The organism is Luteibacter sp. HA06, from assembly GCF_054061215.1.
In genome coordinates this window covers 4,006,168-4,022,096 of record NZ_JBSSDZ010000001.1, presented here as the reverse complement: position 1 = coordinate 4,022,096, position 15,929 = coordinate 4,006,168, and the positions used below count along the sequence as shown (strand labels likewise).

At 62.0% G+C, this 15,929-nt stretch carries 10 protein-coding genes; all 10 read left to right on the top strand.

Translation table 11 applies throughout. The annotated features are described in order from the left end of the window. Window positions 1–153 precede the first annotated feature (153 nt). The 10 genes from rpoB (at window position 154) to rplW (ending at window position 15,914) form a co-directional block, all read left to right on the top strand. Window positions 154–4,323 (top strand): DNA-directed RNA polymerase subunit beta, encoded by a 4,170-nt coding sequence (rpoB, locus tag ACVWWJ_RS18555; RefSeq protein WP_456969019.1) that lies wholly within the window; start codon window positions 154–156, stop codon window positions 4,321–4,323. 25 nt (window positions 4,324–4,348) lie between these two features. Continuing rightward, window positions 4,349–8,563, top strand: coding sequence for a DNA-directed RNA polymerase subunit beta' (gene rpoC, locus ACVWWJ_RS18550; RefSeq protein WP_159892989.1), 4,215 nt, complete (start codon window positions 4,349–4,351; stop codon window positions 8,561–8,563). Window positions 8,564–8,733: 170 nt separating this feature from the next. After that, on the top strand, window positions 8,734–9,108 hold the full coding sequence (rpsL, locus tag ACVWWJ_RS18545) for a 30S ribosomal protein S12 (protein WP_046969520.1): 375 nt from the start codon (window positions 8,734–8,736) through the stop codon (window positions 9,106–9,108). A gap of 16 nt (window positions 9,109–9,124) precedes the next feature. Next, entirely contained in the window at window positions 9,125–9,592 is a 468-nt protein-coding gene (gene rpsG, locus ACVWWJ_RS18540) for a 30S ribosomal protein S7 (protein ID WP_159892991.1), read from the top strand. 29 nt (window positions 9,593–9,621) lie between these two features. Then, window positions 9,622–11,751 carry an elongation factor G gene (gene fusA / locus ACVWWJ_RS18535; RefSeq protein ID WP_456969018.1) on the top strand — a complete coding sequence of 710 codons (2,130 nt, stop codon included), beginning with the start codon at window positions 9,622–9,624 and terminating at the stop codon, window positions 11,749–11,751. A gap of 50 nt (window positions 11,752–11,801) precedes the next feature. Then, window positions 11,802–12,992 carry an elongation factor Tu gene (gene tuf / locus ACVWWJ_RS18530; protein WP_107912700.1) on the top strand — a complete coding sequence of 397 codons (1,191 nt, stop codon included), beginning with the start codon at window positions 11,802–11,804 and terminating at the stop codon, window positions 12,990–12,992. A gap of 1,044 nt (window positions 12,993–14,036) precedes the next feature. After that, window positions 14,037–14,348 (top strand): 30S ribosomal protein S10, encoded by a 312-nt coding sequence (gene rpsJ / locus ACVWWJ_RS18525; RefSeq protein WP_036140140.1) that lies wholly within the window; start codon window positions 14,037–14,039, stop codon window positions 14,346–14,348. 20 nt (window positions 14,349–14,368) lie between these two features. Continuing rightward, window positions 14,369–15,010 carry a 50S ribosomal protein L3 gene (rplC, locus tag ACVWWJ_RS18520; RefSeq protein WP_063570880.1) on the top strand — a complete coding sequence of 214 codons (642 nt, stop codon included), beginning with the start codon at window positions 14,369–14,371 and terminating at the stop codon, window positions 15,008–15,010. An 11-nt stretch (window positions 15,011–15,021) separates the two neighbouring features. Continuing rightward, window positions 15,022–15,624, top strand: coding sequence for a 50S ribosomal protein L4 (gene rplD, locus ACVWWJ_RS18515; RefSeq protein ID WP_159893982.1), 603 nt, complete (start codon window positions 15,022–15,024; stop codon window positions 15,622–15,624). Next, window positions 15,621–15,914, top strand: coding sequence for a 50S ribosomal protein L23 (rplW, locus tag ACVWWJ_RS18510; RefSeq protein WP_046967254.1), 294 nt, complete (start codon window positions 15,621–15,623; stop codon window positions 15,912–15,914). Before rplD ends, rplW begins: the two co-directional genes overlap by 4 nt. The last annotated feature ends 15 nt before the right edge of the window (window positions 15,915–15,929 follow it).

Sequence of the window (15,929 nt, the reverse complement as noted above, 5' to 3'; positions counted from 1 at the left end):
TTCCTGGCCGAGTTCAAAGCGTTACGTTCCATGCTCCGTCCGTCGGAAATGGGACATCGGGAGTTGAGGGCAGCGATGCCCTGCAGTCGAATCTCGATCTCCGATTTTCGATTTTTGATTCAATTTTGCTACTGAACCGAGGCGGTACCCACCATGACCTACTCGTTTACCGAGAAGAAGCGCATCCGTAAGGATTTCGGCAAGCGTCCGCCCGTGCTGGGCGTGCCCAACCTGCTGACGATCCAGACCGACTCGTACAAGGAATTCCTGCAGGAGCAGGTCAGCTCCAAGCAGCGTGAGGAGAAGGGTCTCCACGCCGCGTTGAAGTCGGTGTTCCCGATTTCGAGCTACTCCGGCAACGCCGCCCTCGAGTACGTCGACTACAGGCTCGGCGAACCGGCGTTTGACGAACGTGAATGCCGCAACCGTGGCATGACTTTCGGTGCGCCGTTGCGTACTACCGTGCGCCTGGTCATTTATGACAAGGACAGCCCGGCGTCGAAGAAGGCCGTGAAGTACGTCAAGGAGCAGGAGGTCTACATGGGCGAGATTCCGCTCATGACCGACACCGGCACCTTCATCATCAACGGCACCGAGCGCGTCATCGTCTCGCAGCTGCACCGTTCGCCGGGCGTGTTCTTCGATCACGACCGCGGCAAGACGCACAGCTCGGGCAAGCTCCTGTTCTCGGCCCGCGTGATTCCTTACCGTGGTTCGTGGCTCGATTTCGAGTTCGACCCGAAGGACGCGCTGTTCACCCGTATCGATCGTCGCCGCAAGCTGCCGGTGACCGTGCTGCTGCGCGCGCTCGGCTACAACAACGAAGAGATCCTCTCGATCTTCTTCGAGCACAACACGTTCCACCTGGGCAAGAAGGGCGGCGTCACGCTCGACCTCGTCGCCGAGCGCCTGCGCGGTGAAACCCTCTCGTTCGATCTCGTGATCGACGGCAAGGTGCTGGTCGAAGCCGCCAAGCGCATCACTGCGCGCCACGTTCGCCAGCTCGCCAGCGAGAAGATCACCACGCTCGAAGTGCCGGACGACTACCCGGTCGGCCGCATCGTGGCCGTCGACATGGTCGACAAGGACACGGGCGAGATCATCGCCGCAGCGAACGACGAGCTCACGCTCGACCACCTCGAGAAGTTCCGCAAGGGCGGTATCGAGACGGTCCCGACGCTGTACGTGAACGATCTCGATCGTGGTGCGTATATCTCGAACACGCTGCGCATCGATAACACGCGCACGCAGCTCGAGGCCCTGGTCGAAATTTACCGGATGATGCGTCCGGGCGAGCCGCCGACCAAGGATGCCGCGCAGAACCTGTTCTTCAACCTGTTCTTCACCTTCGACCGCTACGACCTCTCGGGCGTCGGCCGCATGAAGTTCAACCGTCGCGTCGGCCGCAAGGACGTCGTGGGCCCGGGCGTGCTCTACGACCACAAGTACTTCAGCGAGCGCAAGGAAGAAGAGTCGCAGCGTCTGGTCGCCGAGCAGGGCGAGACCTCCGACATCCTCGACGTGCTGCGCGTCCTGATCGACATCCGCAACGGTATCGGAACGGTCGACGATATCGATCATCTCGGTAACCGTCGCGTGCGTTCGGTCGGCGAAATGGCGGAGAACACCTTCCGCATCGGTCTCGTCCGCGTCGAGCGCGCGGTTCGCGAGCGCCTGTCGCTGGCTGAATCCGAAGGCCTGACCCCGCAGGAACTGATCAACGCCAAGCCGGTTGCGGCAGCGGTGAAGGAATTCTTCGGTTCGTCGCAGCTCTCGCAGTTCATGGATCAGAACAACCCGCTTTCGGAAGTCACCCACAAGCGCCGCGTGTCGGCACTTGGACCAGGTGGCCTGACCCGTGAGCGCGCCGGTTTCGAAGTCCGCGACGTGCACCCGACCCATTACGGTCGCGTCTGCACCATCGAAACGCCGGAAGGCCCGAACATCGGCCTGATCAACTCGCTGGCCGTGTACGCCCGCACCAACTCGTACGGCTTCCTCGAGACGCCGTATCGCAAGGTCGAGAGCGGCAAGGTCACCGACAAGGTCGATTACCTCTCCGCGATCGAAGAGGGCGACCACGTGATCGCGCAGGCGAACTCGCCCCTGACGAAGGAAGGCAAGTTCATCGAAGACTTCGTCTCCTGCCGCTTCCGCGGTGAGTCGGAGCTGCGTCCGTCGGCCGAGATCAACTACATGGACGTCTCGCCGATGCAGACCGTATCGGTCGCAGCGGCGCTCGTGCCCTTCCTCGAGCACGATGATGCGAACCGCGCCCTCATGGGTGCGAACATGCAGCGTCAGGCCGTCCCGACGCTGCGCAGCCAGAAGCCGCTCGTCGGCACGGGCATCGAGCGCGCCGTGGCGCGTGACTCGGGCGTTACCGTGTCCGCCAAGCGTGGCGGTGTCATCGACCAGGTCGATGCCGCCCGTATCGTCGTGCGCGCGAACGAATCGGAAGTGGACGAGAACGACGCCGGCGTCGATATCTACACGCTGACCAAGTACACCCGCTCCAACCAGAACACCAACCTCAACCAGCGTCCGCTGGTCAATGTGGGTGACGTGGTGGCAGTGGGCGACACCCTGGCGGACGGTTCCTCGACCGACCTCGGTGAGCTCGCGCTCGGCCAGAACATGCTCGTCGCGTTCATGCCGTGGAATGGCTACAACTTCGAAGACTCGATCCTCATCTCCGAGCGCGTGGTCCAGGAAGATCGTTACACCTCGATCCACATCGAGGAAATGACCTGCATCGCCCGCGACACGAAGCTGGGTGCGGAAGAAATCACCGCGGATATCCCGAACGTCGGCGAGCAGGCCCTGGCCCGTCTCGACGAGTCCGGCATCGTCTACATCGGTGCGGAAGTGAAGGCAGGCGACATCCTCGTCGGCAAGGTCACGCCGAAGGGCGAAAGCCAGCTCACGCCGGAAGAAAAGCTGCTCCGCGCCATCTTCGGCGAGAAGGCCTCGGACGTTAAGGACAGCTCGCTGCGCGTGCCCCCGGGCATGGACGGCAATGTCATCGACGTGCAGGTCTTCACCCGCGACGGTATCGAGAAGGACAAGCGCGCCAAGCAGATCGAAGAGACCGAACTGAAGCGGATCCGCAAGGATCTCGACGACCAGTTCCGCATCCTCGAGAGCGCCATCTATGCGCGTATGCGTTCGCAGCTCGTCGGCAAGTCCGCCATGAGCGGCCCGGGCGGTCTCAAGCGCGGCACCGTCATCGACGATGCCTACCTCGATACCCTCAAGAAAGACGACTGGTTCAAGATCAACGTCAAGGAAGAGGAAGTCTCGGAGTTCCTCGAGCGCGCGGCCGACCAGGTCAAGCGTCATCGCGAGGCCTTCGACAAGCGCTTCAAGGAGAAGCAGGGCAAGATCACCCAGGGCGACGACCTCGCACCGGGCGTGCTCAAGATGGTCAAGGTCTACCTTGCCGTTAAGCGCCGTATCCAGCCGGGTGACAAGATGGCTGGCCGCCACGGCAATAAGGGTGTCGTGTCGATGATCGTTCCGGTCGAAGACATGCCGTTCTCCGCCGACGGTCGTCCGGTCGACATCTGCCTGAACCCGCTGGGCGTGCCTTCGCGTATGAACATCGGTCAGATTCTCGAGGTCCATCTGGGCTGGGCCGCCAAGGGCCTGGGCCACAAGATCGCGGCGATGATCGAAGCCAACGAGAAGCCGGCCAAGCTGCGCGAGTTCCTCGACGAGGTCTACAACCACGGTAACGCCGGTGCGGAAGGCGCGGTACGTCACGTCGACCTCAAGTCGATGACGGATGCCGAGATCATCCAGCTGGCCGACAACCTGCGCGACGGCGTCCCGATGGCCACCCCGGTCTTCGACGGTGCGGAAGAGACCGAGATCAAGCACATGCTGAAGCTCGCCGATCTGCCGGAATCCGGCCAGACGATGCTCTACGACGGTCGTACCGGCGAGGCGTTCGATCGCCCGATCACCGTGGGCTACATGCACATGCTGAAGCTGAACCACCTCGTCGACGACAAGATGCACGCGCGTTCGACGGGTCCGTACTCGCTCGTTACCCAGCAGCCGCTGGGCGGCAAGGCGCAGTTCGGTGGTCAGCGCTTCGGCGAAATGGAAGTCTGGGCGCTGGAAGCTTATGGCGCGGCTTACACCCTGCAGGAAATGCTCACCGTTAAGTCGGATGACGTGCAGGGCCGTAACCAGATGTACAAGAACATTGTCGACGGCAACCACGAAATGGCGGCAGGCATGCCGGAATCCTTCAACGTGCTCGTGAAGGAAATCCGCTCGCTCGCCATCGATATCGAGTTGGAAGAGATCAAGTGATCGTCGCGGCTACCGGAGATTACGCATGAAAGACCTGCTCAATCTGTTCAACCAGCAGCGACAGACGCTGGACTTCGACGCGATCAAGATCGCCCTGGCCTCGCCGGAGCTGATCCGTTCGTGGTCGTACGGTGAAGTCAAGAAGCCGGAAACCATCAACTACCGCACGTTCAAGCCTGAGCGTGATGGTCTGTTCTGCGCGGCCATCTTTGGCCCGATCAAGGACTACGAGTGCCTGTGCGGCAAGTACAAGCGCATGAAGCACCGTGGTGTGGTCTGCGAAAAGTGCGGCACCGAGGTCACCCTGGCCAAGGTCCGTCGCGAGCGCATGGGCCACATCGAGCTGGCCAGCCCGACCGCGCACATCTGGTTCCTGAAGTCGCTGCCTTCGCGCATCGGCCTCATGCTGGACATGACGCTGCGTGACATCGAGCGCATCCTGTACTTCGAAGCGTTCGTCGTTATCGATCCAGGCCTGACCGCGCTCGAGCGCGGCCAGCTGCTCAGCGAAGACCAGTACCTGGAAGCCACCGAAGAGCACGGCGACGAGTTCGATGCCCGCATGGGTGCCGAGGCCGTCTACGAGCTGCTGAAGAGCCTCGACCTGCCGGGCGAAGTCATTCGCCTGAAGGAAGAGATCACGGCGACCAATTCCGAGACCAAGCTGAAGCGCCTCACCAAGCGCGTGAAGCTGATCGAGGCGTTCCTCGAGTCTGGCAACAAGCCGGAATGGATGGTCATGACCGTCCTTCCCGTGCTGCCGCCCGACCTTCGCCCGCTGGTCCCGCTGGACGGCGGTCGCTTCGCGACCTCCGACCTCAACGACCTGTACCGCCGCGTCATCAACCGTAACAACCGCCTGAAGCGCCTGCTCGAACTCGCTGCGCCGGACATCATCGTCCGCAACGAGAAGCGCATGCTGCAGGAATCGGTCGATGCGCTGCTCGACAACGGCCGTCGCGGTCGTGCCATCACCGGCACGAACAAGCGCGCGCTGAAGTCGCTGGCCGACATGATCAAGGGCAAGCAGGGTCGCTTCCGCCAGAACCTGCTCGGCAAGCGCGTCGACTACTCGGGCCGTTCGGTCATCGTGGTCGGCCCGACGCTGCGCCTGCACCAGTGCGGCCTGCCGAAGAAGATGGCGCTCGAGCTGTTCAAGCCCTTCATCTTCGCCAAGCTGCAGGCTCGTGGTGAAGCCACGACCATCAAGGCCGCGAAGAAGCTCGTCGAGCGCGAAGAAGCGCAGGTGTGGGACATCCTGGAAGACGTGATCCGCGAACATCCGGTCATGCTCAACCGTGCCCCGACCCTGCATCGCCTCGGCATCCAGGCGTTCGAGCCGGTCCTCATCGAAGGCAAGGCGATCCAGCTGCATCCGCTCGTGTGTACGGCATTCAACGCCGACTTCGACGGTGACCAGATGGCCGTCCACGTGCCGCTGTCGATTGAGGCACAGCTCGAAGCCCGCGCGCTCATGATGTCGTCGAACAACATCCTGTCGCCGGCGAACGGCGAGCCGATCATCGTGCCGTCGCAGGACGTCGTGCTCGGCCTGTACTACATGACCCGCGAACTGATCAACGTGAAGGGCGCCGGCATGGTGTTCGCCAACGTTGCGGAAGTGCGTCGTGCGTACGACAACCGCGCCGTCGAGCTGCACGCCAAGGTCAAGGTCCGCATCCACATCACCGAGCAGGACGAAGAGGGTGCAACCTCCTCGCGTACCGCCATCGTCGATACGACGGTCGGCCGTGCCCTGCTGATGGAAATCATCCCGGAGGGCCTGCCGTTCGCGCTGGTCAATACCGAGCTGACCAAGAAGAACATCTCGCGCCTGATCAACCAGAGCTACCGTCTGCTCGGCCTGAAGGAATCGGTCGTGTTCGCCGACAAGCTGATGTACACCGGCTTCCGTTTCGCGACGCGCGCCGGTATCTCCATCGGTATCGACGACATGAAGATCCCGGCTGAGAAGAAGGGCATCCTCGAGGAAGCCGAGAAGGAAGTCGTCGAGATCCAGGAGCAGTACCAGTCGGGTCTCGTGACCGCTGGCGAGCGCTACAACAAGGTCGTCGACATCTGGTCCCGCACCAACGAACTCGTCGCCAAGGCGATGATCGACGGTATCGGTACCGAGAAGGTCCAGGACGCCGACGGCAAGACGGTCAACCAGAAGTCCATGAACTCGCTGTACATCATGGCGGACTCCGGTGCGCGTGGTAGCGCGGCCCAGATCCGTCAGCTGGCGGGTATGCGTGGCCTGATGGCTCGTCCGGATGGCTCGATCATCGAGACGCCCATCAAGGCGAACTTCCGTGAAGGCCTGAACGTGCTGCAGTACTTCAACTCCACCCACGGTGCCCGTAAGGGTCTCGCGGATACGGCGCTGAAGACCGCGAACTCCGGTTACCTCACCCGTCGTCTCGTCGACGTGGCGCAGGACGTCGTCATCACCGAGCACGATTGCGGCACGGAAGACGGCGTCATGATGTCCCCGATCGTCGAAGGCGGTGACGTGGTCGAGCCGTTGCGCGATCGCGTGCTCGGTCGCGTCGTGGTCGAGGACGTCTACGCCCCCGGCGACGACGACCAGGCCATCGTGACCCGCGACACGCTGCTCGACGAGTACCTGGTCGACAAGCTCGACAAGGCCAGCGTGCAGTTGATCAAGGTGCGTTCGCCGATCACCTGCCGTGCCAGCCATGGCGTGTGCGCCCTGTGCTACGGCCGCGATCTTGCTCGTGGTCACCTGGTCAACATGGGTGAGGCCGTGGGTGTGGTCGCCGCTCAGTCGATCGGTGAGCCGGGTACCCAGCTGACGATGCGTACGTTCCACATCGGTGGTGCGGCGTCTCGTGCGGCGGCAGTCGATAACGTCACGATCCGTACGACCGGTGCGCTGAAGTTCAACAACCTGAAGTCGGTCGAGCACAGCCAGGGTCACCTGGTCGCCGTCTCGCGTTCGGGCGAAGTCAGCGTCATCGACTCGAACGGTCGCGAGCGCGAGCGTTACAAGGTGCCTTACGGCGCGACCATCGCGGTGAAGGATGGCGACCCGGTCAAGTCCGGCCAGACCGTGGCCAACTGGGATCCGCATACCCATCCGATCGTCACGGAAGTGGCCGGTGTGGTCCGCTTCATCGACTTCATCGACGGTATCACCGTGCAGTCGCAGACGGACGATCTGACCGGCCTCGAGTCGGCGGTGGTGACCGATCCGAAGCGTCGCGGTACGCAGGCCAAGGATCTGCGCCCGATCGTTCGCCTGGAAGACAGCAAGGGCCGTGAGCTCAAGCTGCCGGGCACGGACATCGCGGCACAGTACTTCCTGCCGGCCGGTGCGATCGTGTCGATCCAGAACGGTACCGAAGTGGGCGTGGGCGACGTTGTCGCTCGTATCCCGCAGGAAACCTCGAAGACCCGCGACATCACCGGTGGTCTGCCGCGCGTTGCCGATCTGTTCGAAGCCCGCAAGCCGAAGGAGCCGGCGATCCTCGCGGAGCGCTCGGGTATCGTCAGCTTCGGCAAGGACACCAAGGGCAAGCAGCGCCTGATCATCAAGGACGTGGACGGTAACGAGCACGAGGAGCTGATTCCCAAGTGGCGTCAGGTCATCGTCTTCGAAGGCGAGCATGTGGAGAAGGGCGAAACCGTCGTCGACGGCGAGCCGAATCCGCATGACATCCTGCGTTTGCTGGGTGTCGAGCCGCTGGCGTCGTACCTGGTCAAGGAAATCCAGGACGTCTACCGCCTGCAGGGCGTGAAGATCAACGACAAGCACATCGAAGCGATCATTCGCCAGATGCTGCGCAAGGTCGAGATCACCGAGGCAGGCGACAGCACCTACCTGCGCGGTGAGCAGATCGAGCGCGTCCGGATGAACGAGGAAAACGATCGCGCCGAGAAGCGGGGCGAGCGTCGTACCGGGTTCGAGTCCATCCTGCTGGGTATCACCAAGGCGTCGCTGGCCACCGAGTCGTTCATTTCGGCGGCTTCGTTCCAGGAAACCACCCGCGTCCTTACCGAAGCGGCGGTTCGTGGCACCCGCGACACGTTGCGTGGCCTGAAGGAAAATGTTATTGTTGGACGGCTAATCCCTGCGGGTACGGGTCTGGCATACCACGCATCGCGTCGTAGCCAGGGCGGCCTGACGGCCTCGGAGCTCGAAACCCTCTCGGGTTCGGCACCGGTCGTCACGTTCGAAGAGGCCTCCGCCGGGTCCAACGATAGCGCCGAGTAAAGCCTTCCAAGGCCTTGCTTTACATACGAAATGAGGTGCAAGGAAGCGCCTCGTGTTCGGAATCACGGACGATGGGCGCCCTCCCGCTCGGCGGGAGGCGCACGTCAACAACGCTTATCTGGCGGGCCGATCATTCGGTCTGCCTTTATGTTTCTCAGGAATAGCTTCGCATGACGACAGTCAACCAGTTGGTTCGCAAAGCCCGCAGCCCGAAGGCGTACAAGAGCGCGTCGCCGGCCCTGCAGAGCAGCCCGCAGCGTCGCGGCGTCTGCACGCGCGTTTACACGACCACCCCGAAGAAGCCGAACTCGGCGCTGCGTAAGGTTGCCAAGGTGCGCCTCACCAACGGTTTCGAAGTCATCAGCTACATCGGTGGCGAAGGTCATAATCTCCAGGAGCATTCGGTGGTCCTGATCCGCGGCGGTCGCGTCAAGGATCTCCCGGGTGTGCGTTACCACACGGTTCGCGGCAGTCTCGACTGCGCCGGCGTGACCAAGCGTCGCAAGTCGCGCTCGAAGTACGGCGCCAAGCGCCCGAAGAGCTGAGCAAAGGACAAGAATTATGTCGCGTAAAGGTTCCCATCCCGCCCGTGTGGTCCTCCCGGACCCGAAGCACGGAAGCCAGCTGATTGCCCGCTTCATCAATATGGTGATGAAGTCCGGTAAGAAGTCCGTTGCCGAATCCATTGTGTACGGCGCCCTCCAGCACATCAGCGAAAAGCATGGTGAGCCGGTGCAGCTCGTTGAGAAGGCCCTGGGCAACATCGCCCCGGCCGTCGAAGTGAAGTCGCGTCGCGTTGGTGGTGCTACGTACCAGGTGCCGGTCGAAGTTCGTCCGGGCCGTCGTATGGCGCTTGCCATGCGCTGGGTGATCGACGCAGCGCGCAAGCGCGGCGAGACGTCCATGCCGCGCAAGCTGGCCGCCGAACTGCTCGAAGCCTCGGAATCCCGTGGCGGCGCCGTCAAGAAGCGCGAAGAAACGCATCGTATGGCAGAGGCCAACAAGGCCTTCTCGCATTACCGCTGGTAATTACTACAGCTTCAGATTGAGGAAAGACCGTGGCACGCACCACTCCCATCGAGCGCTACCGCAACTTCGGCATCATGGCTCACATCGATGCCGGCAAGACCACGACCACGGAGCGCATCCTGTTCTACACCGGTGTCAGTCATAAGATTGGCGAGGTGCATGACGGTGCGGCGACGATGGACTGGATGGAGCAGGAGCAGGAGCGCGGCATCACCATCACTTCCGCTGCCACGACGGCATTCTGGAAGGGCATGGATCGTTCGCTGCCCGAGCACCGCTTCAACATCATCGACACCCCGGGACACGTCGACTTCACCATCGAAGTGGAGCGTTCGCTCCGCGTGCTCGACGGTGCGGTGTTCGTGCTCTGCGCCGTGGGTGGTGTGCAGCCGCAGTCCGAGACCGTCTGGCGTCAGGCCAACCGGTACAAGGTTCCGCGCATTGCGTTCGTCAACAAGATGGACCGCACGGGTGCGAACTTCTACAAGGTAGTCGAGCAGCTGAAGTCCCGCCTTGGTGCCAATCCGGTGCCGATGCAGGTGCCGATCGGCGCCGAAGATAATTTCGACGGCGTGATCGATCTCCTCAAGATGAAGGCGATCAACTGGGACATGGAGTCCCAGGGCATGAAGTTCGAGTACAAGGAAATTCCGGCTGAGCTTCTCGAAAAGGCGCAGGAAGATCGCATCAAGATGATCGAAGCCGCCGCGGAAGCGACGGAAGAGTACATGGACAAGTACCTCGGCGGCGAAGAGCTGACCGAGCTCGAGATCATCGAAGGTCTGCGTCTGCGCACCCTGCGCAGCGAGATCATTCCCGTTCTGTGCGGCACCGCATTCAAGAACAAGGGCGTCCAGGCCATGCTCGACGCGGTGGTCAATCTGCTCCCGTCGCCGCTCGACCGTCCGCCGGTCGAAGGTATCGACGAGAACGAGCAGCCGGACACCCGCGAAGCGAAGGACGATGCTCCGTTCTCGGCGCTTGCGTTCAAGATCATGACCGATCCGTTCGTCGGCGCGCTGACGTTCTTCCGTGTCTATTCGGGCACGCTGAACGCCGGTGACCCGGTGTACAACCCGGTCAAGTCGAAGAAAGAGCGTATCGGCCGCATGCTGCAGATGCACGCCAACGAGCGTCACGAACTTAAGGAAGTCCGCGCTGGCGATATCGCCGCGGCGGTTGGCCTCAAGGACGTCACGACCGGTGACACGCTCTGCGCACAGGATCACATCATCACCCTGGAGCGCATGTCGTTCCCGGAGCCGGTGATCTCGATGGCGGTCGAGCCGAAGACCAAGTCGGACCAGGAAAAGATGGGTGTCGCCCTCGGCCGTCTGGCCGCGGAAGATCCGTCGTTCCGCGTCAAGACGGACGAAGAGTCGGGCCAGACGATCATCTCGGGCATGGGCGAGCTTCACCTGGATATCCTGGTGGACCGCATGCGTCGCGAGTTCAACGTCGAAGCCAACGTCGGCAAGCCGCAGGTGGCTTACCGCGAGACGATTCAGGCTCAGGACGTCAAGTCGGACTACAAGCACGCCAAGCAGTCCGGTGGTAAGGGTCAGTACGGTCACGTCGTGATCGAGCTCTCGCCGATCACCGATGCCGATCGTGCCGATCCGAAGATCGCCCCGTCGATCAAGGACGACTTCCTCTTCATCAACGACATCTCCGGTGGCGTGATTCCGAAGGAATTCATCCCGTCGGTCGAGAAGGGTCTGCGCGAAACGATCACCAGCGGTCCGCTCGCGGGCTTCCCGGTCGTCAACGTGAAGGTCAAGCTCGTCTTCGGTTCGTACCACGACGTCGATTCGTCGGAAATGGCGTTCAAGCTCGCCTCCTCGATGGCGTTCAAGCAGGGCTTTGCGAAGGCCAAGCCGGTACTGCTCGAGCCGATCATGAAGGTCGAAGTCGTGACGCCGGAAGACTACGTCGGTGACGTGATGGGCGATATCTCGCGCCGTCGCGGCATGCTGACCGGTCAGGAAGAAACGCCGTCGGGCAAGACCATCAACGCGATGATCCCGCTCGGTGAGATGTTCGGTTATGCGACCACGATTCGTTCGCTGTCGCAGGGTCGCGCCACGTTCACGATGGAATTCGACCATTACGAGCCGGCGCCCAGCAACATCGCAGAGCAGGTCATGAAGAAGTCCTGATCGGGACTTCTTCTTCAAAACATATAACGTTCTCCTCGAGGTTTTAGGTCATGGCAAAGGGTAAGTTCGAGCGCAAGAAGCCGCACGTCAACGTCGGCACCATCGGTCACGTCGATCACGGCAAGACCACGCTGACCGCAGCACTGACGAAGATCGGTGCAGAGCGTTTCGGCGGCGAGTTCAAGGACTACGGTTCGATCGACGCTGCGCCGGAAGAGAAGGCACGCGGCATCACGATCTCGACGGCCCACGTCGAATATGAATCGCCGATGCGCCACTACGGCCACGTCGATTGCCCGGGACATGCTGACTACGTCAAGAACATGATCACCGGTGCGGCGCAGATGGACGGCGCGATCCTGGTGTGCTCGGCTGCTGACGGCCCGATGCCGCAGACGCGTGAGCACATCCTGCTGTCGCGTCAGGTCGGCGTGCCGTACATCGTCGTGTTCCTGAACAAGGCCGACATGGTCGACGACGCCGAGCTGCTCGAGCTGGTCGAGATGGAAGTCCGTGAACTGCTGTCGAAGTACGAGTTCCCGGGCGACGACACCCCGATCATCCACGGTTCGGCCCGTCTTGCTCTTGATGGCGACCAGTCGGAAATCGGCGTCCCGTCGATCGTCAAGCTGGTCGACGCACTCGACAGCTGGATTCCCGAGCCGGTGCGCGTGATCGACAAGCCGTTCCTGCTGCCGGTGGAAGACGTGTTCTCCATCTCCGGTCGCGGCACCGTGCTGACCGGTCGCGTCGAGCGCGGTATCGTCAAGGTGGGTGATGCGGCCGAAGTGGTTGGCCTGAAGGACACCCAGCAGACGACCGTGACGGGCGTGGAAATGTTCCGCAAGCTGCTCGACCAGGGTCAGGCCGGTGACAACGTCGGCGTGCTGGTCCGCGGCCTGAAGCGCGAAGACGTCGAGCGCGGCCAGGTGCTGGCTGCTCCGAAGTCGGTCACGCCGCACACCGAGTTCGAGGGTGAGGTGTACATCCTGTCGAAGGACGAGGGTGGCCGTCACACGCCGTTCTTCAGCAACTATCGCCCGCAGTTCTACTTCCGTACCACGGACGTGACCGGTTCGATCAAGCTGCCGGAAGGCGTCGAGATGGTGATGCCGGGCGACAACGTGAAGATCAATGTCACGCTGGGCTTCCCGATCGCCATGGACGAAGGCCTGCGTTTCGCGATCCGTGAAGGCGGTCGTACCGTCGGCGCCGGCGTCGTGGCAAAGATCAACAAGTAAGAAGATCGCCGGGGCAGGGTGACCTGCCCGGGTATCGAAAAACGGAGGCCTTCGGGCCTCCTTTTTTTTGCTCATCATGAAGCACGCGGGTCTGGCACACCTGGCTCGCCTTCGGCCTCGCTGGCTCGGCTTCGCCATCGCCTTCTACACTTGGGCGTCTCGCGGGTAGACCTTGGTGCCCACCCTCGCTGCTCAGACAGTCCTCCGCGTTTCGTACCGGAAGGCCGCTAACGCGGCCCATGTGCTTATTTGGCCTGCGGCCGCTCCACTTGTCCGGAACTCGCATCGAGGGTGGACACCAAGGTCTCTCACGACGATACGGTTAGCTGGACGGAGAGCCAACAGCCAAAGCGGCGTTGCTTCGTCGGCTCGACCCGCAAGAACCTCAGGGTTCGGAAGAGTCTTCGGTGCCCACCCTCGAGGCGAGTTCCCGCCAAGTGGAGCGGCCGTAGGCCAAATAAGAACACGGGCCGCGGTAGCGGCCTTCCGGTACGAAACGCGAAGGGGTGTCTGAGCAGCGAGGGTGGGCACCGAAGGCTCTGCGCCGTCCGTCCAGGCACCGAAGGCTCTGCGCTGCCATGGCCGGGGTGCCTCTGTATGCGAACGATGATCGGAGGTGGCGGCAACCGGGCTTTCGCCGATGAATCGGCTCCTACACTTTTTCGCCCAAAAGGGTTCCCTTTCTGGAAGGAATCCGATATATTCGTCGGGTTATATCAGTCGAGTGCCCTTCACGGGCGCCGACACACAGCGAAATGAGGTGCACGGAATGTGCTTCGAGTTCGCAGGCAAGGATGCCGGGTAGAGTGCCAACGGGCCACGGGGCGGAAGCTCTGTTGACCCAATTCGTTGTGTATTCTATACTTTTCTGTCTGGGCAGGCCGATGACTCGGTCTGCCTGTACTTTTCGGGTCATTCCGGGCGGTTTTACCGTTCCAGGGTGGCCCGTTGCGGCACCCGTAGTTAGGTAATTGGGTTGTGCGGGGTGGCGAGAAGCCATTCCGAATCACAAGAACGTTCTTTCGATAACAGGACACGGTTTTTATGGCGAACCAAAAGATTCGCATTCGGCTCAAGGCGTTCGATCATCGTCTGATCGATCGTTCGGCCAGCGAGATCGTCGAGACGGCTAAGCGCACTGGCGCGACGGTCCTCGGCCCGATCCCCCTGCCGACCAAGATTGAGCGCTACACCATTCTGGTGTCGCCGCACGTCGATAAAGATGCCCGCGACCAGTACGAAACCCGTACTCACAAGCGCGTTCTTGACATCATCGACCCCAACGACAAAACCGTGGACGCGCTCATGAAGCTCGATCTTGCGGCTGGCGTTGACGTGCAGATCAAGCTCGGCTGAGCGGAATAAAGGATACGAAAATGAGTATCGGACTGGTTGGCCGCAAATGCGGCATGAGCCGGCTCTTCACCGAAGACGGCCGCTCGATTCCGGTGACGCTGATTGAAGCGACCCCGAATCGTGTGACGCAGGTGAAGACCGAAGAAAACGACGGCTACAGCGCGGTGCAGGTTACGACCGGCGTCAAGCGCGCGTCGCTGTTGACAGGCCCCGCAAAGGGTCATTACGCCAAGGCCAAGGTCGAGCCGGGTCGCGGTCTGTGGGAATTCCGCGTGTCCGCGGAAGACGCAGGCAAGTACGCGATCGGCACCGAGATCAAGGCTGACGACGTGTTCACCGTCGGTCAGACGGTCGACGTCGCAGGCGTGTCGAAGGGTAAGGGTTTCCAGGGCACCATCAAGCGTCACCATTTTAAGATGGGCGATGCCACGCACGGTAACTCGCTGTCGCATCGCGCCCCTGGCTCGATCGGTCAGCGCCAGACGCCGGGCCGCGTGTTCCCTGGTAAGAAGATGTCGGGCCACATGGGCGCGGTCAACCGCACCCAGCAGGGTCTCGAAGTTGTCAAGGTCGACGCCGAGCGCCACCTGATCGCTGTCAAGGGCGCAGTCCCTGGCGCGCCGGGCGGTGACGTCGTGATTCGTCCGACGACCAAGGGCTGAGGAGAGACGCCATGGAACTCAACGTTATTGGCGCCAAGGCGCTCACCGTGTCGGACGACGTGTTCGACGGCGAGTACAAGAAGGCCCTCGTGCACCAGGTCGTCACCGCCTATCAGGCGGCTGGCCGTGCCGGTACGAAGGCTCAGCTGTCTCGCGGTCAGATGTCCGGTACGACCAAGAAGTTCAAGAAGCAGAAGGGCGGCGGTGCTCGTCACGGCGATTACCGCGCTCCGATCTTCGTCGGTGGTGGTAGGACGTTCGCGGCCAAGCCGCGTAGCTTCGAGCAGAAGGTCAACCGCAAGGCTTATCGTGTCGCGATCCGTTCGATCGTTGCCGAGCTGACCCGTCAGGGTCGCCTTAAGGTCGTCTCCGAGCTGTCGATGGAAGCCCCGAGCACCAAGGGCATGATCGCCAAGCTCGCCGAGCTCGAAGTCAAGGGTCGGGTACTGCTGGTGTCGGAAGACGCCACCGAAGCGCTCTACCTGTCCGCCCGCAACATTCCGTACATCCACGTCGTCGACGTTCTGGCCCTGAATCCGGTCAGCCTCGTTGGTAGCGACTTCGTCATCATGACGGTGGAAGCGGTCAAGAAGGTCGAGGAGTGGCTCGCATGAGCACCGAACGCACGCTCAATACGCTTCGCGCGCCGCACATCTCTGAGAAGTCGGCACGCCTCGCTGAGAATAACCAGTACGTATTCGTCGTGGCGCCTGAGGCGACCAAGGCCGATGTCCGTGCAGCGGTGGAACACCTCTTCGACGTCAAAGTCGTGGACGTGAACCTCGTTAACACAAAGGGCAAGGTCAAGTCGTTCCGCTTTCGCACTGGCAACCGCCAGGGCAAGCGTAAGGCCTACGTGCGCCTCGCCGACGGTCACACGATCGACGTGTCGGCCAAGGCCTGAGCCAGGAGTTGAATT